Source organism: Vibrio sp. Y2-5, from assembly GCF_014596725.1.
In the GTDB taxonomy this organism is placed as follows: domain Bacteria; phylum Pseudomonadota; class Gammaproteobacteria; order Enterobacterales; family Vibrionaceae; genus Vibrio.
The window spans coordinates 435,898-458,504 of the sequence record NZ_JACVEG010000003.1; the positions used below are offsets into that span (position 1 = coordinate 435,898).

The following is a 22,607-nucleotide window of genomic DNA, read 5'->3' on the forward strand; positions in this document are numbered from 1 at the left end:
TTGAAATATACTTCTGATACACAAAATTAACAACAGATTAACATCACACTTTCCGATCTTGCTTTGCCATTTCCTTCCATCACCTTGTAATCAACAAACAAAAACAAAAAACTTCATATTTTTTCATTTCCCAAGGAACTAAACCAAAAACGCACAGTCCTAATTAATGTACGTTGTTAGCGCATTAAGAGTTTCACAGGCCGTCAAACTGTTTTTCTTCTGACAACACGAACACCACTGCTTTTTCATATTTAACTCCATTTTGTATCCGCCCAGATCGCTTTATGTTCTGGGCTTTTTTTATGCGTTTCAAACACTCACTCGTTCATTCACAAGGGATTTCGGCTTTTCTTCGACGATGAATAGAGGCAAGATAGAACCAGATAAGTCTAGGCTTACGCTTTTAGGCGGTAGCGGTGCAATTGAACGAGCGTTGAAATGAGAAAAATATTACTGGTCGAAGACAATCGAGAAGTGGCGGGGATCTTGTTTGATTTCTTTGAAAGTGAAGGGATGGAGCTCGACTATGCCGATAATGGCGAGCTAGGCCTCAAACTGGCTTTAGAAACCGCGTTCGACGCCATCATTTTAGATTTGATGCTGCCGCGTATGGATGGGTTAACCGTCTGTGAGAAACTGAGAGAAGCCGGTAATACCACGCCAGTGCTCATGCTTACTGCTCTGGATAGTCGCGAAGATATGTTAAGCGGCTTTAAATACGGCGCAGATGACTACCTCACCAAACCTTTTGATCTCGAAATTCTTGAAGCTCGACTGCACGCATTAATTAAACGCTATAGAAGAACCGTGACTGAAACGTCTCTCGAATTCGCTAGTCTTCGCATCGATCAAAAAACGCATCAGGCGTATCGCGACGGCATCAAACTTTCATTAAATCCAACCACCTATTCCATTTTAGAACTGCTTTGCCAACGCGCTCCCGATGTGGTCACTCGTGAAGAAATTACAGATATGCTTTGGCAGGATAACGAACCAAACAACGATGTACTGCGAAGCCACATTTACCAACTGCGTAACCAGTTAGATAAACCTTTTGAGTCTTCTATGCTGGTCACCGTACCGAAAATTGGCTTCCGTTTGGAGAAGGTATAATGAACACCATTAGTTTTGCCAATACCCGTACTCTTACTGGCCAGTTAGCTCTGTTTTTTACTGGTGTTGCTTTGGTTATGGGCTTAGCCAGTTACATTATTTTTTATACCGCTCTGCACTGGTCAGAAGACAAAGTGGGTGAACGACGTATCGAAATAGATAAAAACGAAGCCATTGCTCGATTTATGAATGGTGAAGAAGGCAAAATCGCCATTGATGTTCTCACCACTGCCTATAACGATATCAACTTAGTTCCCGCTGAATATCATAAGTATTTTGAAGGCAGAGATAGTTTTGTAGGTGAAGTCGGTAGCGACCCAGATTCACGTATGGTGTTTTTCAGCTACTACTACAAAGATGGTTCCAGAAAGCCCGTCATCTTGCTGTCGGATATCAACCAGATAGAGTTCGGGAAAAATGAAACCTTATTCTCTGGCCTGATTGTTGTCACCAGTGTTGCAGGACTTCTACTCATCTTTGGCGGCCTACTATTACGACTCTCTCAACGTTTGATTGAACCGATTAATAGCCTCACAAAACAGCTGACAGAGCACAGTGGCAATGCTGCACATGTATTTGACATTCCCAGCGGAGGGGCGACTGAATTTAAAATTCTTGCCGATGAGCTTAATCAATATCGTCACGAAATTCATAACTTAATCAAACGAGAGCAAGCTTTTGCCCGCTACGCCAGTCATGAACTAAGAACACCACTAACCATAGTGAAAGGTGCATGCAAACTGTTGGAACGGAATGTATCTGACGATTTCCAAAAACGCCAGATCGTACGTATTAACGATGCAACATCACAAATGAGCACTATGGTTGACGCTCTACTCGGACTGGTTCGTTATGAACGCAGCGAAGATGAAGCAGTTGCAAGAGAAGTAAGTAAGATTGAATTTGAAACAATTATTGAACACAACAGTGCTCAGGCAAAAGACAAAGAGATCGACATTGAACTGATATTTCACCAAATGCCTCAATTAAAGGCTTCTCCTGCCGTTTTAAACATGGTGGTAGGGAATCTGCTACGAAATGCCATTGCAGCCACGCAACAAGGTGAGATCACACTGGAAGTCTCCGCAAACTCTTTATCCATAAGAGACAATGGCCCCGGTTTAAATCAAACAAAAAATCAAGACGGGCATGGCTTAGGCTTGTTGATAGTTGAAGACTTATGTCGCCGATATCTCTGGAGTTTTTCGATTAAGAATCGCCCTACAACTGGCTGTGAAGCCCTAATTACTTTTGGGCAATAAACTTACTTATGAGGTGAGTTGTTAAGGTTATAATACGCTTCCATTGGCTATTTCATTGCAACAGGAAGAGTTATGAAACTCGCAAACAGCCCTATTACCGAACACCATTTCAATGGTCATCATTTTTATCTAAAACGTGATGACCAATTGCATTCGCAGTTTAGCGGTAATAAAGCCCGAAAGTTCATGTCTCTACTCGACGCTGATTTGCCTCAAGTAACAAACCTGATTGGCTACGGCTCCGCTCAGGCTAATTCCCTCTATTCTATGGCAGCTTTAGCTCGCATTCGTGGATGGCAGCTAGAGTTCTATGTTGACCATATTCCTGCATGGCTAAAACAGCGGCCAATTGGCAACTACCGTGGGGCTCTGGAACTTAACGCTCACATCATAGAAACCCGTCCATTTGGTCTGCATCCCAGAGAGTATATTGAACAGATTCGACAGCCAGATGAAAGCTGCTTGTCAGTTCCTGAAGGTGGTCGTTCTAAGTTGGCCGAAGCTGGTGTCAAACAGCTGGCATCTGAGATTCTGGAATGGACTCGCATGCAACCTAAACAAGAATGGCGTGTTGCTCTGCCTTCGGGAACGGGAACTACGGCGCTATTTTTACACAAAGCTCTTCAACCCCATGGTGTTCAAGTCATTACTTGCCCTTGTGTCGGTGGCGCAGAATACCTTACGGAACAATTTCACGAGCTGGGCGAAACAAGCCATCCAGAGATACTGCATCTTGGCAGTAAGCATTACTTTGGTCATATCTATCGTGAAGATTTTGATATCTGGCAACAGCTTAACGAACAAACCCATGTGGAATTTGATTTACTGTATGACCCTCTCATGTGGCGCTGTTTAATGTCATGGCTGGAAAAAGAGAAATTAACACACTCAGATATGCGAACTGTAAATCGCCCTGCTCTCATCTATATTCATCAGGGTGGTCTGTTAGGAAATGAGAGCATGCTTCCTCGTTACCAACGCCAATTTGACCTATAAGGAACAGATGTATGCCTAAATATTTCGCCCTATTATTGGTACTTATTAGCCCAATTTCGCTCGCTAAAACAATCTCGACTCCGGCGACTCCCGTTCCTGTGGTTGTCGATGGCAATGTAGGTAAACGCGTTTGCTACTATCAGGACCAAGCGTATTCAGAAGGGGCATTATTGCAGGTTGGAGAGCTGTATATGGTTTGCCAATCAGCAAACAAGTTTGAAACTAACGGGCAGCTAAAGTGGGTTCAACTCAATAATGACAAGAAGTCTCACAAAGAGTGATTAATGTGTGAAATTAGGAAGCCTACTCGATACCAAACTTATCAAAGTAGGCTTCATAGCCGTTACTGCCCCATGACCACACGGGCATTAATTGCTTGAATTGGACGGTTGTTATGCCCCATTAACTGTTCAAACTTCTCAACCTGATCGGCTGAAATAGTAAGTGGCTGTTTCAATACCAACCAACGTACGCCTTCAGAACATGGCGGAGTGGTTAACGAGCCATTAAAACGGTAGTACTGCTTTTCTTTTGGTAACAGAGAAGTCACGTCAAACGGTTTTGACAAATCCGCTTTTGCTTCTTCTTTCGGCGCTACAGCCAGTAATTTTTCCAGCTCCGCGTTCTGCTCACCCAATTTAAAAAACAGAGAGACAACCGCTAAGTGACCGTCTTTATCAGCATGAACATAATGCGCTTCTAACGGATAAGACTGGCCATCAACATGGTTTTCTGAAGGCGTATGGAAATGAAACTGCTTTAACTCAAAAGCCTTATCATCAACCCACAATGTATTCTGTTCAGAGACGGAAGCTTGCAGAGTGTGACCGTTGTTAGTGACAGACACTGCCTGACCCGAATAATCAAACTTAAGGTTTTTCAGTTCTGCTTTTGTTACGCCACTGATGTCGATGGGACTTTGGTTTTGTCCTTGAGCACATATCGCAGAAACCTTACCCCAATGCTCAGGCGCATGCTCCCCGTGATATCCCCAATCAGAAGCTTGAACTTGGCTCATTGAAGCAAGCATCATTGCAGCAGCCACTAGCGTTTTTTTCATCGTTTATCCCTGTTAACTAATAGAAAAACCGGATAATTACACAGAGCAATAGCTGAAAAATCGATGAAATCTTTGATTACTCAATTGTGATAAATCTGGGTCACCGAAGTTAGAGACTGATGCAAATTTTCAATCAGCTAATAGCTATCTATTCGACTCCAAAACAGTGATAACTTTGTTCTCAGTCCTTTGCTAATCGTGAGTGAAATAGCTGTCCAGCATTGGCGTTAATAGTGACAACCACTTTCCATATGCATACGAGTTAAGGTGAAGGTCATCGGCACTGCAAGTTAATGGCAATACACCTTGCGGGCATATTACCGCATTCAAATCGATGTACTTTGCTCCAGTGTTGTTACACAGTTTGATGAGTTCTTGGTTCAACTGCGCAACAAGAGGATTTAACTCGTTTAGACGCTGACCAACAAATAGCGTCGATTGTACCCATACCTCGATATCTCTCTGATGCCAGTAGTTCAGCATTTGGCTATAGTTCTCTATAATTTCGTCTACGCTATAGCCTTGAGACAAATCGTTAATTCCAGCCATCATGCAGATGAGTTTCGGTTGACAAGCGGTGGTGCTTTCGATTCGATATTTCATGCCATCTGTTGTATCACCACTTAAACCACGGTTTGCTAACGTTATGCCTTGAATACCATCATGCCAAGGTCCCCATTCTGTTATGGAATCACCATACATCACCAGATCAACTGGTTTAGCAAAAGCTATGTGGTTATCGTTGGTTTGCATAAAACGGATTACCTTTTGAGTACGTTGATTAAGATCGAGCGACTGAGCTATTTGCTTAAACTGCTCTGGAGCGATATTGAAATCGTCAAACGATTGAGTGAGTTTCTCAACATCTGTTTTAAACCTCGACATTCGCGTAGTTAGATCATGTTCATCCCGTAATGTATAAAGTTTCTCGACCAGAGTATAAAAATGTTGGGAAGGGTTATCTTGGTAAAGCTTTACCAAATCTATGCATTCGGTACTCGTAAGTTCATTTAACAGCTCTTCTCTGGTCATTTTTTAACTCCTTTCTTCTCATCTGATGATAAAACCGATGAAAGTCTTACATTAGCTATCAATTTTTTCGGAAAATGCCTTTAAGGGCTTGCTATTACCCTACAAGACGCATAACACTCTTACCTCAAGAACGATGAATATAACCACGAATAAGGGGCAATATGAATCATTTGATATCAGTAAGTGCACTTGAGTCATTTTTAGTTGCAATCAGTGTACTTTTCCTAGGGCACTTCATTAATGCCAAGTTGCCAATTCTCAACAAGTTTAACATTCCAGAGCCAATTGTTGGCGGCCTGATCATCGCCTGCGCTATCACGGTACTGCATTTCTACGGCGTCGATTTGGAATTTGATTTACCGCTACAAAACACTTTTATGTTGATGTTCTTTGCCACGGTGGGTCTCGCTGCAAACTATACACAGCTGATGAAAGGCGGAGCGAAAGTCTTTATTTTCTTAGCTGTAGCTTCCGTCTATATCATCATTCAAAACGCTGTGGGAGTGTCACTGGCAACCGCTTTGGGTTTAGAACCACTAATGGGATTGATAGCAGGTTCAATCACCTTGTCCGGCGGCCACGGTACAGGTGCGGCATGGTCTCAGACTTTCCAAGATGTCTATGGCATGAATAATGTTCTCGAAATCGCAATGGCATCCGCTACCTTTGGCTTGATCATAGGCGGCATTATTGGTAGCCCTGTTGCACAACGTCTGGTGGAAAAGAACAACATCGAATCAGAGTATGGCAGAGGTTCAAAAACGCACGAGAAGTTCCCAGAACTGGTTACCTACAATGAGTATGAAGAAGACAAAGTGACAGCGAAAAAAGTCATCGAAAAACTGTTCTTTCTGCTCATCTGTGTGACAGGAGCCAAGTATCTCGAACAGTGGGTCAGCTCATATGAAATCTCATGGCTGATGATTCCTGATTTCGTTTATGCTTTGTTTATTGGTGTGATCATTACTAATTTCTTAGAAGTCACTAAAATCCGAAAATTGGATGCTGAAACCATCGATATGTTGGGCACAGTATCTTTGGCGCTGTTCTTAGCCATGGCACTGATGAGCCTTAAACTGTGGAACATTTTCGACCTTGCTATTCCATTCCTAGTAATATTGGCAGTTCAGTCAGCCATGCTGGCTGTATTTACCTATTATGTGACCTTCAAAATAATGGGCAGCAATTATGACGCGGCGGTCATCTCAGGTGGACACTGTGGTTTTGGTTTAGGAGCAACACCCACAGCGGTGATGAATATGGGATCTATCGTTAACCGTTTTGGCCCGTCCCCTCAAGCGTTCATGGTGGTTCCTATTGTCGGAGCATTCTTCATCGACATTGTTAACCTAATCATCCTGCAGGGCTACATATCGTTTTTAGGTTAAGCAACTCTAAAGGCTAGATCAAAGAAAGGTACGCATTGCGTACCTTTCTTTTTTAGATAAGAAAAAAGACGCCCTAGGACGTCTTTTTTCAAGAATGTGGCGGTGAGTGAGAGATTCGAACTCTCGATACGTTGCCGTATACACACTTTCCAGGCGTGCTCCTTCAGCCACTCGGACAACTCACCGTAGGTTAACCATATTGGCTAACGAGGCGCTAATTTAATGATTCAGCTAATGATCGTCAAGGAAAAATCCCAAAAAAAGCGTTCTAACTAAGTTATTTGCTTACTAATTGGCTAAATTGAATATTTTCCCTACAACTGTGTTTTATTTCTTCGGCGTATCACATAGCACGGTAATAACCGGGCACTTTAAACCAACGGCGACACATATCGAGGAAGTAGCCATAAATCACCCCCATACCGCAAGAAACCACAGCGTTACTCGCAACGGCTGTCACGATTTGGTCTGTTGAAGCACCAACTGTGTATAAGATTGCAGCATATACAGGAGATTGGAAAAGCACATAAGCAACCAAGTCAGACACATTTTTCATTACACTGGTTTCTGAAATACGGCGACCTTGCTTCAACATAAAATCTCGAAATACACCGTAAGGCCAAGCGATGGCGATATTTACGGGGATAGACAAAGTTCGCGACGCTAGTGACTGCTCAAATGTCATCTGAGAGATAAAGATTTCAATAATCATCCCCGATACAAAGCAGAATACAACCATAGCAAAAGTGTCCGCAGCAGCATGACGTATACAAAAAGGGCCACGAGCTTTCATTTATGTCCTCACAAGATAATAAACTGCAAAATTAGCGCTCTTATAACACATATCACCACCACAAAAAGATCGGGCAGTTGATGGCGCCATTAGAACACAACCAATGCAGTTTTTGATCTCGTATTTTTAATTAGTTGGTAAATAAACAACCATAAATGAAAAGTAAAGTAGCATCTCTCTCTTATTTCACACAGTTATAACAAATGATTCTTCTATGCTCTGATGTTTAGAAGCATAAACTGGGTAGTCTTTCGGGGCTTAATAATCTGACAGCAATATCGTTAATAAATCGATGGAGGATTTAGGAGGTAACTCGCCCTCAACCAGATGAGATTTTACGGCAATAAGTGCCGTTACCAACTGGCTTTCACTAGGGAGTTCTAGAGAACTTTCCAGCAACTCAACAATATCCAACGCTTCACTCAACGCTTTGTTTTCGATCGCGATATAGAGTTTGACTAACATTTCTTCGGCATTGCCACTGAATGTTACTTTAGGTATCTCTGAGTGGTATTGGTAAAGTTTGTTAATGTGTTTATAGAGAGTATCATCGAGTTCAACGGCATTGATGGGTTTGGCAACAATAGAGTCCGCTCCTGCGTTCATTAGGCTTTCTCTTGTGTCTTTGAATACATCTGCAGTACATCCGAGGATCAGAACTTTGGATTGAGGGCTTTCTAGTTTGCGTATTGATTGAATGGCCTCAACACCGTCTTTGACGGGCATGTGGTTATCCATAAGAATGAGGTCAAATTGTCCATTCGCAACCGCTTGTATGGCGAGTTCACCATTTTCGACACACTCACACTCAAAACCTTTATTTTTCATAAAAGTTTCGATAATCATCGTATTGGTGCGGTTATCTTCGACTATCAATACTTTCAAACCTGAATAACTTAAATGGCGTGAACGATTGTTCTCAAAGGCTTCGGGTTCGCAAACATCAATTTTCAAATTCACTTGAAAATTGGTACCGATATCCACTTTGCTGTTAACAGAAACCGTACCTTCCATAAGTTCAGCTATCTGTTTAACAATCGCTAAACCAAGACCTGTACCACCAAACCTTCGAGTAGTTGAAGACTCAGCCTGTTCAAATGGTCGGAATATTTTCTCCTGTGCGGCCTTCTCAATACCAATACCGGTATCACTGACTCTTATGCTTAAGTACAGTTGACCATCGAGTTTCACTTCACTGAAAAAGACTTCTACAAAACCGCGTGAGGTAAATTTCACCGCGTTGTTCAACAAATTAAACAGGATCTGACGAATTCTGGCTTTATCTGAAAAATACCAACGGTTTGCGGGTACTTCTGAGTAAACTTTAAACTGTAGGCCTTTCTCCTGGCAGAGAGAGGAATAAACACTGGTGACACTGCCAATTATAAATTCAAGTGGAAACTTGCTGTTGTCGAGCTCCATATGACCTTGCTCGAATTTGGAGAAATCAAGCATCTCATTAAGGAGCGACATCATATGTTCGCCAGATTCATATAGCGTTTTCAATTGTCTACGTTGTTGAGGCTTTAAGTCACCACGCAGTAGTATTTGAGCCATCCCGAGAACACCATTCATTGGCGTGCGAATCTCATGGGACAGAGTCGCGAGGAAAATACTTTTCGATTTTGTCGAAGCCTGCGCCTTAATTTTCTCGGCTTCCAAATAAACCGTCTTTTGATTGAAAGTATCAATTAAATAACGAATTTCATCTTGGCTATTGTACGCAATATCAATGGTTCCACCCTCTTTTGAATCATCAACTTTTTGTGCAATAACAACAATGGGTTTAATCAGATAGCGATTAATTAAGTAGTACCCCAACATTAAGCAAAAGAGCAAAAATGGCAGGATCCCTTTTTCGACACTCATCACTAAGTCATAAACGTCGTCATCGACCAAGCGATGAGAGTTAACAACATCAAGTTTCCAGTTGAAATCACCAAAAGTATACTTGCTGACATACGCGCCATCTCTTAACCGGAAGTTATGCTCAGCGATGTTTGAACCGTATGAGTCTCTCAATGAAACCCCTAGTTGATATCTCTCGGCGTGAAGAGCGATCAACTCCTTTAAGCTATGTAATGAAAGATCTACAGTGGCTACGCCAGCAAATTCACCGTTCACATAATAAGGTGAAGTTACTGTGATCATTTGGATTTGAGTGAAAGAGTCTACGTAAACAGGAGACCAGAATATACTACCGCTCGGTTCTTCCATTCCTGACACGTACCAAACTTCACTGTCATATCCACCTGCTTCAGGGTTATTCCAAGAATAAAGTTGATCGATTTTTCCATCTGTCGCTCTGTTGAAGAACAACCCTTTGTACTTGGCATCGGGGGCGATACTGAACGGCTTGGGCCAAATGCCGCCGCTGATAACCACATCATCAACAGTAGAAAATATCGAACGTAGCATGCGTGAAGCCTCTTCTTGGCTTTCTGAAGCTTGAGCAATACTAACAATACTTTGGAGAACGCCTACCGAACGATTGAGGGGATCTAAAACTTGTGACGACAAAAGCTCAGCGCGCACATCCAAATACTGCTTCAATTCTTTTCTGAAAGGTGAATCTACAGCTAGGTATGTTAGCGAGCCAATTGTGGCTAGGAAAAAGCACAAATACACGATGAGAGCCAACATGCTCTTGCGCTTTAATGATGAACGTATTTCCATAAGCCTTTGAAAAAAAATCCTTTAGCGACAGTATAGTGAAATTATATGGGATTTTTTCCATTCGAGGCTGCAAATATTAACTCAAACCACATTTTGTTTGCTAAAAACGGTTTCTTCTGTGAACTCGCATCAAAAGACGGTTAAAGGTAAGATAGCGTTAATTTTTCGCAGTAAAGTATGGAACCTTATTTTGACCTTACACGATATCCTTACCCAACCTGAATTTGAAGATAAGTTGCTTAACGAAGCTAAGTCACGTGGCTTTGTTGCCGCTATGTCCTGCGCGCCAAACATTCTTCCACCGCAGGAATGGCTTCCTTTCCTTTGGGGTGGCGAAGAAATCGCGCCTTTTAGCGATGGAGAGCAACTAGAAACCTACATCCAACATATTATTGATATGTGGAACCAGTATCGTTCTTCATTTTTAGAGGGTACTTGGGTTTGGCCTCAAGGTTATGACCTTGATGAAGAAGAAATTGTTACCGATTCAGTGCGTGATTTCTGTGAAGGTGTACTGCAGGGTTGGCAGCTTGCCCGTGATGATTGGGAAGTATTAATGCCGGAAGAAAGCCAAGACAATGCCCTACTGGGTGGCGTACTGCTTTCCCTCAGCATGCTTTACGATCCTGAGACGGCACTGACCACTTTAAATGAGCAAGGTATGGAAGGCTTAGATCAGTTTGAAGAGATCTACGCTGCGATCCCAGTCATGCTCTGCGGCTTAACTCAGCGCGGTGTTGCTCTCGCTGAAGCTCAATAGAACACATCTTCTATGAGAAACAAAGAAGCCAGCATTATGCTGGCTTCTTTCATTTTATTGGCTTATCAATTCGTTGGTAGCCGCGCTTAAGCGTTGCCTTTTACCTTGATATTAAGCTGCTCTGCGAAATCCAACATACGGTTTAGCGGGATCAACGACTTAACACGTAACTCTTCATCAACGAAAACTTCGTGTTCGCTTCCACCGTCTTTCAGTGCTTTTTCAATCGCTTTTAAGCCATTCATTGCCATCCAAGGGCAATGCGCACAGCTGCGACAAGTCGCGCCTGCACCTGCTGTTGGCGCTTCAATCAGCTCTTTTTCAGGTACGAGTTGCTGCATCTTAAAGAAAATACCTTTGTCTGTTGCGACAATCATTTTCTGATGAGGCAATTCTTTCGCTGCTTTGATCAATTGGCTTGTCGAACCTACAGCATCGGCAAGTTCTACCACACTTGAAGGCGATTCTGGATGAACCAAGATAGCCGCTTCTGGATAGAGGCTCTTCATCTTCTTCAGTGCGTCTGCTGAAAACTCATCGTGTACCACACACTCGCCTTGCCAAAGCAGCATGTCTGCGCCGGTTTTATTTGCAATGTAAGAACCAAGATGACGATCTGGACCCCAGATGATTTTCTTGTCTTCAGAATCAAGCTGCTCAACAATTTCTAAAGCAATACTAGAAGTCACTACCCAGTCAGCTCGCGCTTTTACAGCGGCAGAAGTGTTCGCATACACGACCACAGTATGGTCTGGGTGTGCATCGCAAAACTCTGAGAACTTGTCAGCAGGACAGCCAAGATCTAGTGAGCATTCTGCTTCTAGCGTTGGCATCAAAATTCGTTTCTCAGGCGTAAGAATCTTCGCAGACTCGCCCATGAAGCGTACACCAGCAATAATCAGTGTGCTTGCTGGGTGGCGGTTACCAAACTTTGCCATTTCCAGAGAATCACCAACAAAGCCGCCTGTGTCTTCCGCAAGGGCTTGGATTTCTGGGTCTGTATAATAATGCGCGATTAAAACTGCATCTTTCTCTTTCAGCAGCTTTTTAATACTCGCAAGGTAGGTTTGCTTCTCTTCCGCCGATAATGGAATCGGTTTTGGAGGGAATGGGTAAACCGTATCGATTTTATCTAATATATGGCTCATTGCTCATGCTCTATGCAACTTCCTTTAATTCGGGCATTGTACACCGACATAGAATAGATAGGCAAAAATGATTCCTTTGGGCAACGACAGAAAATTTTATTACTCGTCAGCGATATTCGTTGCTTTAGATAGGTGTAAAAGGAAAAAGAGGCTGCCATTTGGCAACCTCTTTTCTATCATCTGCTTTTATTATTTCAGATTTTCACTGGCGACTTTCGCTGAAGCACTGGTTGGGTACTCGTCAACCACTTGCTGATAGTACTTGGTAGCCTGTGCAGCGTTGTTATTTCGCTTAGCAATGTCTCCTAACTTCACTAAAGCATCCGCTCGCTTGTTAGAATCTTTATAAGAAACCACAGCAGCAAAACTGGTCACAGCTTCTTTATCTTGTTTCTTAGCAAAGTACAGTTGTCCTAACCAATAATGAGCATTGGGAGCAAAGTTCGAGTTTGGATAATCTTTTTGGAATTGTTGAAAAGCAGCTATCGCTCCGGCGTAGTCGCGTTTCTTCAGAATTAGGTCTACGGCATTTTGATAGGCCGCTTGTTCATCAGCATCACTGCTGAAAGTACCTTTAGGTACGTCTTCATCATTAGATGCAACCACCGCAGGTGTAGGCTTTTTCATTTCACCACGAACACGGTCAAGCTCGACAAACAACTCCCTTTGGCGTTGTAACATCTGCTGCATATCGTAGTTATTTTTTTCTATCTGCCCACGTAATTCATTAATTTCGAGAGCCATGTCGTCTAGCTGTTGCTGCATTTGCACTTGGAGGCGCGCACGATTTTCAAGCAGACGCTCTAATCGCTGAACTTCCGATTCTGAAGAAGCAGTCCGAGTAAAAGAGGCTTGGCTAGATGAATTATTGCTGAGATCAGATACTGGAGCTGGTGCAGCGAACGAACTGTTCGCTGCACTTGCCAGTAACGTAAGCGTGATCACGCGCTTTAAGTTACTGAACATGAGGTTCATCCCCGAATTAGTATACTAGAACTGCGCGGCGGTTCTTAGCATATACTTCGTCAGATTGGCCAAGAAGAAGAGGCTTCTCTTCGCCGTAGCTAACGATAGAAATTTGGTCAGCTTGAACACCTAGTGCTTCTAGGTATTTAGCTACAGCTTGTGCACGACGCTCGCCTAGTGCGATGTTGTACTCTGGAGTACCGCGTTCATCAGCGTGACCTTCAATAGTTACTTTAAGGCTTGGCATTTTGCTTAGGTAAGCTGCGTGAGCCGCTAGCATTTCTTCGTAGTCGCCAGCGATAGTTGCGTTATCGAATGCGAAGTAAATGGTTGAAGTTTCACGTAGAGCTTGCTCTTTAAGCTCTTGCTCAGAAAGCTGACCATTTTGATCCATTGGAGAAACAACAGTTGTATCAACTTGGTTAGCTGAACCTGAAATTGATTGGTTAGTTGTTTCTGAACCAGCGTTGCTTGCTGCGTCATCGCTTGAACTACAAGCTGTCACTGCTAGTACAGGTAGCGCAATTAGTAGCCCTTTAAGAACTTTATTAAGTTGCATCTTGTTTTCCTTTATTTTGTATTTTTCGCTATAAGAACGGAGACCAGGCAGGAGCGCGTACACGTCCATTGGTTGCCGGTAATCTAGCTTTAAATCTTCCGTCTATTGAGACCATCGACAATACGTTGGTCTTGTTGTAGATGGAACTGTATATAACCATACCACCATTCGGCGCAATACTTGGAGACTCATCAAGCAAAGTTTTTGTAAGAACTTGTACTGACCCTGTTTCCAAATCTTGTTTTGCCAGGTTAAAGCCAGAGTTTGAACGATTCACCATAACGAGGAATCTGCCATCCGGAGTAATCTGACCGCCTAAATTTTGGCTGCCCTGCCAAGTCAAACGCGTCGTCGCACGGTCTGACAAATTTACTTGATATATCTGTGGTTTACCACCCCGATCTGATGTAAATATGAGTGATTCACCATTCGGATGCCAAAATGGTTCCGTGTTATTTGAGCGACCACTCGTTATTTGCGTCAGCTTACGGGAAGCCAGATCCAAGGTATACACTTGTAGACTGCCTGTTTTAGACAGTACCAACGCCAACTGTTTTCCGTCAGGAGAAAATTTTGGAGCCCCATTATGGCGTGGGTATGACGTCACTTTTTCACGAGTTCCAGTGTAAATGTTCATCAGGTAAATTTCTGCGTGACCATTCTGGAAACTAACGTAAGCCAGTGTTTTGCCATCTGGTGACCATGACGGTGACATAAGAGGCTGCTTAGAACGAAGAACCAGTCTTTCGTTATAACCGTCGTAATCGGCAACACGTAGTTGATAAGGGTATGGATCTTTATCGTTCACGACCACATAGGCGATACGAGTTAAAAACGCACCTTTTTCCCCTGTGAGTTGCTCATAGACAAGATCTGAAATACGGTGCGCATACTCTCGTAGTCGCTTCGCGGGTACAGTAGCAACCTTGTTGAACAGCACATGATCTTTAGAAAGAACCAACTGACCGTCTGGGCTCAACGATTTACCTTGGCCTTGAGTCAACTGTCCACGAACAACATCTACTAGTTGATAATTAATAACATAATTGCCTTCAGCATTTTGAGTAATGCTTCCTGTAAGCAGCGCATCGACACCAATACTGGTCCAAGCATCGAATTTCACCTGTGCTTCAGTGTATGGAGTTTGTGGCATTTTGTTTGTAGGAATTGGGCTAAACTTCCCACTTCGTTGTAAGTCAGATGAAATAACAGCCGAAACATCTTGTGGTAAAGGAGCGGAACCTTCCCATTTGAACGGAACAATAGCAATTGGCCGCGCAGAATTGATACCGTCGGTAATAACCAGCTCCAACGCTGCATTGGCAAATTGCAGACTACTTGTGATGACAAGTACACATCCTAAAATCAATCGCTTAAACACAAGCTTTATCCTTTTTACTCTGGTACTACGGTTAAATTAATATTTTTCAGTTTTTCGACTACGTCAGAATCGTCTTTCGGTAATGGAAATGTTCCAACTTGCGCTACTGCACGTCTTGTTGCAGAACATAGGCGTGAATCACCGTTCATAACCGATAACTCTCCTACTATTGCGCCTGCACCTGTTGGTATCAAACGTAAGTTCACCTTACATTCTTTTCCTTTAAAACTGTCTTCCAGTAACAAATTTTGCTGAATCATCTGGGTATATATTGCGCCCCAACGTTCCGCTTCACTCATTACATATTGTGAACGAGCCGAGGTGTTTTGCTGAGCTTCACTTTCTAAGCCTGAAAAAATACTGTTCAGTGCTTTTTCTTGTTCCAAACGCTCTAGCCTTGCTTTTTCTGCTCTTTCTTTCTCTAGTCTCGCTTTTTCAGCCGCTTCTTTTGCCGCTTTTTCTTTCGCTATTCTTTCTTGCTCTGCTTTTTGCGCAGCCTCGCGTTCACGACGGGCTTTTTCTTGAGCTTCCTGAGCCGCTTTTTCCTTTGCTACTCTTTCTTGCTCGGCTTTCGCTGCCGCGGCCTCTTTCGCTACGCGTTCAGCTTCCGCTTTCTTCGCTGCTTCTTCTTTAGTTTTACGCTCTGCTTCAGCTTTAGCTGCTTGTTCTTTTGCTACGCGCGCTTTTTCTGCAGCAACCTTTTGCTGTTCTTCTTGCTCTTGACGACGCTTTTCCGCATCTCTTGCGGCTTTAGCCTCTTTGGCTTGCTGCTGTTTCAGCTTACGAATACGCTCTTCTTCCGCTTTGCGATTCTTTTCAAGCTGCTCGCTTTCCCTGCGTAGCTTGTCTAAACGCTCTTGCTCTTTTTTAGATGCAGCTTCGCGTTGACTACGGATTTTATTCGCTTGCTGCTTAACTAAGTTGGGGTCAATTACAACCGCTTGCACCATTTGTCCAGACGGTTCTGGTTTGGACATAGTGAAGTCTGTGCCCCAAAGTAAAGTGACAATTAAAATTACATGAAGGCCGACAGACAACGCTATCGGCTTGGTGTATGAGCTTTTCTTCGACTTATGATCTTTCATGAACGATGTTAAGCCTATTCCTTGATATCCGTTAACAACCCGACTTTTGGTATACCGGCTCGACTTAATTCATCTAACACAAGTACCACTTCTGCATACGGTGTGGCAGCATCACCGCCCACGGCGACAGGAGAATTTGGCTTAAGTGATAGCTCTGCTTTCACTCTGACAATAATGTCTTGTAGTGATAACCCTCGCTGAACCTCTTCATTGTTAACGCTCAACCCTAAGTTACCTTCTTTATCAATTTCTACAATGATAAAGCTCGCATCACTATCCCCAGCCATCTCAGACGCTGGTTTAGCCGTTGATGTTTTAGGTAACTCTACATCGACACCTTGCGTAACAAACGGTGATGTGACCATAAAAATAATAAGCAACACCAGCATAACGTCGATGTAAGGTACAACGTTGATTTCAGCGGTGAGTTTACGCTTTTTTGGCTGATAACCGGCCATTGATTATTCCCTACCCGCCATTGCTTGACGGTGTAAAATGCTATGGAATTCTTCAGAAAACGTTGCGTAAGCGTGCTCTAACTTGCCAACCGTATTGCTTAAACGGTTGTATGCCATTACCGCAGGAATGGCTGCAAACAGACCCATTGCTGTCGCAACCAACGCTTCAGCGATACCCGGCGCAACCATTGCTAATGTTGCTTGCTTTACTGCGCCTAACGCAATGAACGCATGCATAATACCCCAAACCGTACCAAACAATCCGATATAAGGGCTGATTGAGCCCACCGTTGCTAGGAATGGTAAGTTTGTTTCCAGCTCTTCTACTTCGCGTGCCACAGAAACACGCATAGCTCGCCCGGTACCTTCCATCACGAAGTCTGGTGAATCAGAGTTGGTTTTGCGTAGGCGAGCGAATTCAGTGAAACCTGAGTAGAAGATTTCTTCTGTACCCATAATCTCATCTTTACGTTTTTTCACATCTTGATAGAGAACGGCTAAATCTGTACCTGACCAAAACTTGTCTTCAAACGCTTCAGCATCTCTCGTAGCCTGTGACAAAACTTTATAGCGCTTGATAATCATCGCCCACGAAACAATCGACATTCCCAAAAGAATAAGCATGACCATTTTGACTAACAAACTGGCCTGAAGGAAAAGGTCGAGAATTGAAATATCAGCTTGCACAGTTGGTTAACTCCGAAATAATTAATTGAGGCATGGCCTTAGGTCTCATCTTCTCATTGTCGATACATGCTACCTTAACTATTGCTTTACACAACACCTTGTTATCAGGATTGACGAGCTCCTGACAGAATATTAGCGATGCTTTCTTGAGTTCTGAAATAGTCGTGACAACGTTGAGCTGTTCGTCCAATCGAGCGCCTTGTATAAAATCAATGTCGGCATGTCTGACAACAAATCCTATACGTTGTTCCAATAAAACTTGTTGGGATACACCGATGGCACGCAGCATTTCCGTACGAGCCCTTTCAAAGAATTTAAGGTAGTTCGAATGATAAACAACACCACCTGCATCCGTGTCTTCGTAGTAAATGGTGATTGGCCAATGAAACGCTTTCATAATTTTGGATTAATTGATTTACCGAATGAGGTTTTACTATAACGCAACTCGTCGTCGATAGTACAAGGGGGAATGAGTTAATTCGTAACAGTGTGTCAAAAAAATTAGCGCTACCTCAAAGAGAAAGCGCTAATTCGTTTATTTCTTCACCAACCGTTATTTCAATCACTTAAGCGAGAAGTCGTATCCCAGCGAAAATAACCAGTATTGGAAGTGAAATGTAAGGGCTAAACAATAGCTGCCAAACCCAAAAGCGTGGTTTAAACCCTACGCCGTAAACCATACTTGAGCACATTGCCCAGATGATCAATGGAGCGACGATGGCATTAAATCCACCAATACTATCAGCGTAAGATTCTGGGTTCCACATAATGGAAAATAAATGGTAGAACCCCAGAGCCAAGGATAAAACCTTGAATAAGGTTTTATCCATTGGAGAGTGGAACTTGGCAACCTGAGTCGACAAGTTATTCACTATCTTTATCCATCATTTCAGTGTGCTCTAGCCAAAGAGCATTGATGATGCCAAATGCACAAGCGAGTAATACGCCTAAAATCCATGCAAAGTACCACATAATTTTTGCTCCTTAGTAAAGTGAGTTCTTGTTTTCTTCAATGAACTTGTTGTCAAGACGACCAAACATCTTGTAGTAAGTCCATGAAGTGTAAGCCAGAATAATTGGCACCATTACAAATGCTACAACCGTCATTAGATTAAGAGTCAGTTCGCTTGATGTAGAATCCCACATCGTTAAGCTGCTCTTCGGATCTAAGCTTGATGGCATAACAAATGGGAACATAGCCAAACCAGCAGTGAAGATAACACCCGCGTTACCTAGGCTTGAAGCCAAGAACGCAAAGCCACCTTTCTCAAAACGAGAAGCTAAAGCTGCAAGTAGTGGCATTACCACACCTAATGCAGGCGCTGCCCACATTAACGGATATTGCTCAAAGTTGTTCATCCAAGCACCCACTTCACGCACGACTTCTTTGTTTAGAGGGTTAGACACTGCATTGCCGTCAATACCGCCAGCAATAACGTATCCTTCAAGACCCTGAACCCAGAAGCCAGCGGCAACAAATGCAACTGTCGTTAACAGACCCATAAGCTGAGCCACGCCACGAGCTCGAGCATGAACCGCATCTGTCGTCTTCATTTGTAGCCAAGAAGCGCCTTGTAGAAGGATCATGAACAAGCTAACTAGGCCACACAAAAGTGCAAACGGATTTAGCAGACCAAAGAATGAACCGTGATAAGTCGGCATAAGGAAATCATTCAGTTGGAATGGTACACCTTGTAGCAAGTTACCAAATGCCACACCAAAAATGATTGGTGGAACAAAACCACTGATTGAGATGCAGATATCCCATACATTGCGCCATTTTGGATCTTCGATTTTTGAACGGTAATCAAGACCAAGTGGACGCAACCAAAGCGCAGCCAAAGTCACAATCATCGCTAGGTAAAAACCAGAGAACGATGTTGCATAAACCAAAGGCCATGCCGCAAACAAAGCACCACCCGCTGTGATCAACCAAACTTGGTTACCATCCCAGTGAGGAGCGATAGAGTTAATCATTACACGACGTTCATTGTCGCTTTTACCGATAACCGGGACTAGCGCGCCAACGCCCATGTCAAAGCCATCTGTAATTGCGAAACCAACCAGCAATACACCAATTAGTACCCACCAGATTAGTCGCAAGATTTCATAATCAAACATGTGTTCTCTCCTTGCTTATGCTTCTACTTGGCGACTAACTTTGTCTTCTACAGAGTTAGCGTCCTGCTCAAAATGGTAACGACCAGTTTTCAGGCTGCTAGGGCCTTTACGAGCAAACTTAACCATTAGATAAACTTCAGCAATCAGGAATATTGTGTACAGAGCCAAAATCGCGAATAGAGACGTCAAGATTTCACTCGCACTTAGCGCAGAAGCGGCAACGTTTGTTGGTAAGATTTCACCAACGGCCCAAGGTTGACGACCGTATTCAGCTACAAACCAACCTGATTCGATTGCAATCCAAGGTAGCGGAATACTGAATAGTGCCGCTTTAAGAACCCAAGGTTTCTGTTCGATTTTTTGACGACATGTCTGCACGAATGACATACCAAATACAAACAGCATGATAAAGCCAACGCCCACCATCACACGGAATGACCAGAATAGAGGCCATACTGTTGGGATAGAGTCATCTGCTGCTGCTTGAATTTGCTCTTCAGTCGCGTCAGTAACTTTGTCTGTGTAGCGTTTAAGTAGCAAGCCATAACCTAGGTCATTTTTCACTTCATCAAATGCCGTCATGTTTTCTGATGATTTATCACCAGCACGAAGTTTTTCTAGCAGTTCGTACGCATACATACCGTTACGAATGCGATCAACGTGTTCATCACGAAGGTCACGCAGACCTTTTACTTCAGTATCAAATGAACGAGTCGCGATAATACCCATTACATATGGAATCTTAACTGCGTAATCCGTATGCATGGTTTCTTGGTTTGGAAGACCAAACATGGTGAACGCTGCTGGAGCCGGTTCTGTGTGCCATTCCGCTTCAATAGCAGCCAGCTTCACTTTCTGAACCTCACCGACTTCGTAACCTGACTCATCACCCAGTACGATTACTGACAAAATTGCCGCCATACCGAATGATGAAGCGATAGCAAAAGAGCGACGAGCAAAAGCAACATCACGACCTTTCAATAGGTAGTATGAACTGATACCAAGAATGAACATTGCACCCGTTGTGTAACCAGAAGCCACGGTATGAACAAACTTAACCTGAGCTACAGGGTTAAATACAACTTCAGCGAAACTCACCATTTCCATACGCATGGTTTCGAAGTTGAATTCAGCACCCACAGGGTTTTGCATCCAGCCGTTAGCGATCAAGATCCACAGTGCAGAGAAGTTTGAGCCTAGTGCAACTAACCACGTAACCGCCAAGTGTTGACGCTTAGTGAGTCGGTCCCATCCAAAGAAGAACAAACCAACGAAGGTAGATTCTAGGAAAAACGCTACTAAGGCTTCGATTGCAAGAGGAGCACCAAAAATGTCGCCTACGTAGTGAGAGTAATAAGACCAGTTGGTACCAAACTGGAATTCCATTGTCAGGCCTGTAGCCACACCCAATGCGAAGTTGATACCGAAAAGCTTACCCCAGAACTTAGTCATGTCCTTGTAGATCTGCTTGTCAGTCATTACATATAAAGACTCCATAATGGCTAGTAAAAAAGCCATACCGAGAGTCAATGGAACGAACAAGAAGTGATACATCGCTGTCAGTGCGAACTGCAACCGCGACAGATCAACTACGTCAATCATAGTAACTCCTTTGTGCCGGCTGAATGACACCTTATGACATATTACAACAACCAAACACCTGTTAAGGACAACGGTAAAATGTTGCCACTTAACAACCAGTTGTTGCATTTATGTGCTTTTGTGGTTAGTTAATTGTTAAGTAACAGCTAATATAGCTTGAGCTAATACTACTGAGAAAAAACCTACGTTTCAAAAGATTTCTCGTACAAAAGCGCTTTGACTTAAATCAATTTTATTGCGTGAATTTTATACAACAGAACAACAAAATGACCCAGATCAACAGAAACTGATATTTATTGTTAGCGTTAGGTAAAAATAGCCGAGGAGAGCAGGTTTTGAGCAACAAAGGGTTAACAAGCCAACAAACTATGATAACCCTTTATAACCTTTTAAGATTTTTGAATTGTGACACCAATCACAAAGCGCGTGTCTACAATTTAATCAAAAACAATTGTAACTTTATTTAACCAAACCGAAATGCAAATAAGCACGGTCAGTAGCAATACGTCCACGTGGTGTTCTTTGTAAATAGCCTTGTTGAATTAGATACGGTTCGATAACATCTTCGATGGTATCTTTCTCTTCACCAATGGCTGCAGCAAGGTTGTCGAGACCAACAGGACCGCCAGAAAACTTCTCCATGATAGCTAAAAGTAGTTTTCTGTCCATATAGTCAAAGCCCTGATTATCGACATCCAGCATATTCAATGCTTTGTCTGCAGTATCATCACATATGTGCCCGTTACCTTTCACTTCCGCATAATCTCGAACACGGCGTAATAATCGGTTAGCAATTCGAGGCGTTCCTCGTGCTCTACGAGCTATTTCCAAAGCCCCTTCGCTATCCATAGACAAACCTAGGCAATTTGCACTTCTCTGTACGATATGTTGCAAGTCTGCAATCTTGTAATATTCGAGACGCTGGACAATGCCAAAACGGTCTCTTAAGGGAGAGGTCAGCGACCCAGCTCTGGTTGTTGCCCCTATTAACGTGAATGGAGGCAAATCTATCTTGATTGAGCGAGCCGCAGGCCCTTCACCAATCATGATATCCAGTTGATAGTCTTCCATTGCCGGATAAAGAACTTCTTCAACCATAGGACTAAGGCGATGAATCTCATCGATGAAGAGCACATCGTTCTCTTCTAAGTTGGTAAGCAGTGCGGCTAGGTCACCTGCCTTTTCGAGCACAGGACCAGATGTGGTGCGAATGTTTACTTCCATCTCATTAGCAACAATATTCGCTAATGTGGTCTTACCCAACCCGGGAGGGCCGAATATCAACAGATGATCGAGCGCCTCACTGCGCATTTGCGCCGCTTTGATAAAAATTTCCATTTGATCACGAACGTGATTCTGACCTTGATAATCGGCCAATTTCTTAGGACGAATCGCACGATCAATCACCTCTTCATCTTTAAATGAAGGGTTCATTGGAGCAATAAGGCGATCAGCTTCAATCATATATACTTTCCTAACGTCTGCTCTTCGTCGTTGTTATGTGCCAATACTTCTAAGAT

23 protein-coding genes and 1 tRNA gene are annotated in these 22,607 nt (G+C 43.1%); 6 read left to right on the plus strand and 18 right to left on the minus strand.

Translation table 11 applies throughout. The features are described from left to right. Positions 1–438: 438 nt before the first annotated feature. From HUO09_RS11420 to HUO09_RS11435, 4 genes are all read left to right on the plus strand, one after another. The gene (locus tag HUO09_RS11420; RefSeq protein WP_167412336.1) at positions 439–1,113 is read left to right on the plus strand and encodes a response regulator transcription factor; all 675 of its coding nucleotides are present in this window, start codon (positions 439–441) and stop codon (positions 1,111–1,113) included. Further along, entirely contained in the window at positions 1,113–2,375 is a 1,263-nt protein-coding gene (locus HUO09_RS11425; RefSeq protein ID WP_188234062.1) for a HAMP domain-containing sensor histidine kinase, read from the plus strand. Before HUO09_RS11420 ends, HUO09_RS11425 begins: the two co-directional genes overlap by 1 nt. A gap of 72 nt (positions 2,376–2,447) precedes the next feature. Further along, entirely contained in the window at positions 2,448–3,371 is a 924-nt protein-coding gene (locus HUO09_RS11430; protein ID WP_188234063.1) for a 1-aminocyclopropane-1-carboxylate deaminase/D-cysteine desulfhydrase, read from the plus strand. Between the two features lie 11 nt (positions 3,372–3,382). Then, a complete protein-coding gene (locus HUO09_RS11435) occupies positions 3,383–3,652 on the plus strand; it encodes a DUF1496 domain-containing protein (protein ID WP_188234064.1) in 270 nt (89 codons plus the stop codon). A 62-nt stretch (positions 3,653–3,714) separates the two neighbouring features. Here HUO09_RS11435 and HUO09_RS11440 read toward each other — a convergent pair whose 3' ends face one another. Together HUO09_RS11440 and HUO09_RS11445 are read right to left on the minus strand one after the other, a co-directional pair. Then, positions 3,715–4,431, minus strand: coding sequence for a carbonic anhydrase (locus tag HUO09_RS11440; RefSeq protein ID WP_188234065.1), 717 nt, complete (start codon positions 4,429–4,431; stop codon positions 3,715–3,717). A 192-nt stretch (positions 4,432–4,623) separates the two neighbouring features. Further along, positions 4,624–5,463 (minus strand): SGNH/GDSL hydrolase family protein, encoded by an 840-nt coding sequence (locus tag HUO09_RS11445; protein WP_188234066.1) that lies wholly within the window; start codon positions 5,461–5,463, stop codon positions 4,624–4,626. 161 nt (positions 5,464–5,624) lie between these two features. On the opposite strand from HUO09_RS11445, the gene gltS reads away from it, so the two are divergent. Beyond that, a complete protein-coding gene (gltS, locus tag HUO09_RS11450; RefSeq protein WP_167412342.1) occupies positions 5,625–6,851 on the plus strand; it encodes a sodium/glutamate symporter in 1,227 nt (408 codons plus the stop codon). Positions 6,852–6,948: 97 nt separating this feature from the next. Here gltS and HUO09_RS11455 read toward each other — a convergent pair. From HUO09_RS11455 to HUO09_RS11465, 3 genes are all read right to left on the minus strand, one after another. After that, a tRNA-Ser gene (locus tag HUO09_RS11455) sits at positions 6,949–7,036 on the minus strand. Positions 7,037–7,194: 158 nt separating this feature from the next. Then, entirely contained in the window at positions 7,195–7,644 is a 450-nt protein-coding gene (locus HUO09_RS11460; protein WP_167411034.1) for an L-alanine exporter AlaE, read from the minus strand. A 258-nt stretch (positions 7,645–7,902) separates the two neighbouring features. Next, complete coding sequence (locus tag HUO09_RS11465) at positions 7,903–10,320, minus strand: hybrid sensor histidine kinase/response regulator (protein ID WP_223159402.1); 2,418 nt, start codon at positions 10,318–10,320, stop codon at positions 7,903–7,905. 187 nt (positions 10,321–10,507) lie between these two features. Here HUO09_RS11465 and HUO09_RS11470 point away from each other — a divergent pair, with 187 nt between their 5' ends. Continuing rightward, positions 10,508–11,080, plus strand: coding sequence for a YecA family protein (locus HUO09_RS11470; RefSeq protein ID WP_188234159.1), 573 nt, complete (start codon positions 10,508–10,510; stop codon positions 11,078–11,080). Between the two features lie 86 nt (positions 11,081–11,166). On the opposite strand, the gene nadA is transcribed toward HUO09_RS11470, so the two are convergent. From nadA to ruvB, 13 genes are all read right to left on the minus strand, one after another. Continuing rightward, entirely contained in the window at positions 11,167–12,228 is a 1,062-nt protein-coding gene (gene nadA, locus HUO09_RS11475; protein ID WP_167411036.1) for a quinolinate synthase NadA, read from the minus strand. Between the two features lie 189 nt (positions 12,229–12,417). Continuing rightward, complete coding sequence (ybgF, locus tag HUO09_RS11480) at positions 12,418–13,194, minus strand: tol-pal system protein YbgF (protein WP_188234068.1); 777 nt, start codon at positions 13,192–13,194, stop codon at positions 12,418–12,420. A gap of 16 nt (positions 13,195–13,210) precedes the next feature. Continuing rightward, positions 13,211–13,753, minus strand: coding sequence for a peptidoglycan-associated lipoprotein Pal (gene pal / locus HUO09_RS11485; RefSeq protein ID WP_188234069.1), 543 nt, complete (start codon positions 13,751–13,753; stop codon positions 13,211–13,213). A gap of 28 nt (positions 13,754–13,781) precedes the next feature. Further along, the gene (gene tolB, locus HUO09_RS11490) at positions 13,782–15,134 is read right to left on the minus strand and encodes a Tol-Pal system beta propeller repeat protein TolB (protein WP_167411038.1); all 1,353 of its coding nucleotides are present in this window, start codon (positions 15,132–15,134) and stop codon (positions 13,782–13,784) included. A gap of 14 nt (positions 15,135–15,148) precedes the next feature. After that, positions 15,149–16,219 carry a cell envelope integrity protein TolA gene (gene tolA, locus HUO09_RS11495; protein ID WP_167411039.1) on the minus strand — a complete coding sequence of 357 codons (1,071 nt, stop codon included), beginning with the start codon at positions 16,217–16,219 and terminating at the stop codon, positions 15,149–15,151. Between the two features lie 14 nt (positions 16,220–16,233). Continuing rightward, positions 16,234–16,677 (minus strand): protein TolR, encoded by a 444-nt coding sequence (gene tolR / locus HUO09_RS11500; protein WP_102954755.1) that lies wholly within the window; start codon positions 16,675–16,677, stop codon positions 16,234–16,236. Positions 16,678–16,680: 3 nt separating this feature from the next. After that, positions 16,681–17,364 (minus strand): protein TolQ, encoded by a 684-nt coding sequence (gene tolQ, locus HUO09_RS11505; protein ID WP_167411040.1) that lies wholly within the window; start codon positions 17,362–17,364, stop codon positions 16,681–16,683. After that, positions 17,354–17,761 carry a tol-pal system-associated acyl-CoA thioesterase gene (ybgC, locus tag HUO09_RS11510; protein WP_188234070.1) on the minus strand — a complete coding sequence of 136 codons (408 nt, stop codon included), beginning with the start codon at positions 17,759–17,761 and terminating at the stop codon, positions 17,354–17,356. Before ybgC ends, tolQ begins: the two co-directional genes overlap by 11 nt. A 169-nt stretch (positions 17,762–17,930) precedes the next feature. After that, on the minus strand, positions 17,931–18,236 hold the full coding sequence (gene ybgE, locus HUO09_RS11515; RefSeq protein WP_167411042.1) for a cyd operon protein YbgE: 306 nt from the start codon (positions 18,234–18,236) through the stop codon (positions 17,931–17,933). Beyond that, a complete protein-coding gene (gene cydX, locus HUO09_RS11520; protein ID WP_000270285.1) occupies positions 18,229–18,336 on the minus strand; it encodes a cytochrome bd-I oxidase subunit CydX in 108 nt (35 codons plus the stop codon). Before cydX ends, ybgE begins: the two co-directional genes overlap by 8 nt. 12 nt (positions 18,337–18,348) lie before the next feature. Continuing rightward, positions 18,349–19,485: a cytochrome d ubiquinol oxidase subunit II gene (gene cydB, locus HUO09_RS11525; RefSeq protein WP_188234071.1), complete on the minus strand. Its 1,137-nt coding sequence runs from the start codon at positions 19,483–19,485 to the stop codon at positions 18,349–18,351. A gap of 15 nt (positions 19,486–19,500) precedes the next feature. Further along, the gene (gene cydA, locus HUO09_RS11530) at positions 19,501–21,087 is read right to left on the minus strand and encodes a cytochrome ubiquinol oxidase subunit I (protein WP_188234072.1); all 1,587 of its coding nucleotides are present in this window, start codon (positions 21,085–21,087) and stop codon (positions 19,501–19,503) included. 459 nt (positions 21,088–21,546) lie between these two features. Next, positions 21,547–22,551, minus strand: a complete 1,005-nt coding sequence (gene ruvB / locus HUO09_RS11535; protein ID WP_167411045.1) for a Holliday junction branch migration DNA helicase RuvB — start codon at positions 22,549–22,551, stop codon at positions 21,547–21,549. Positions 22,552–22,607 lie beyond the last annotated feature (56 nt).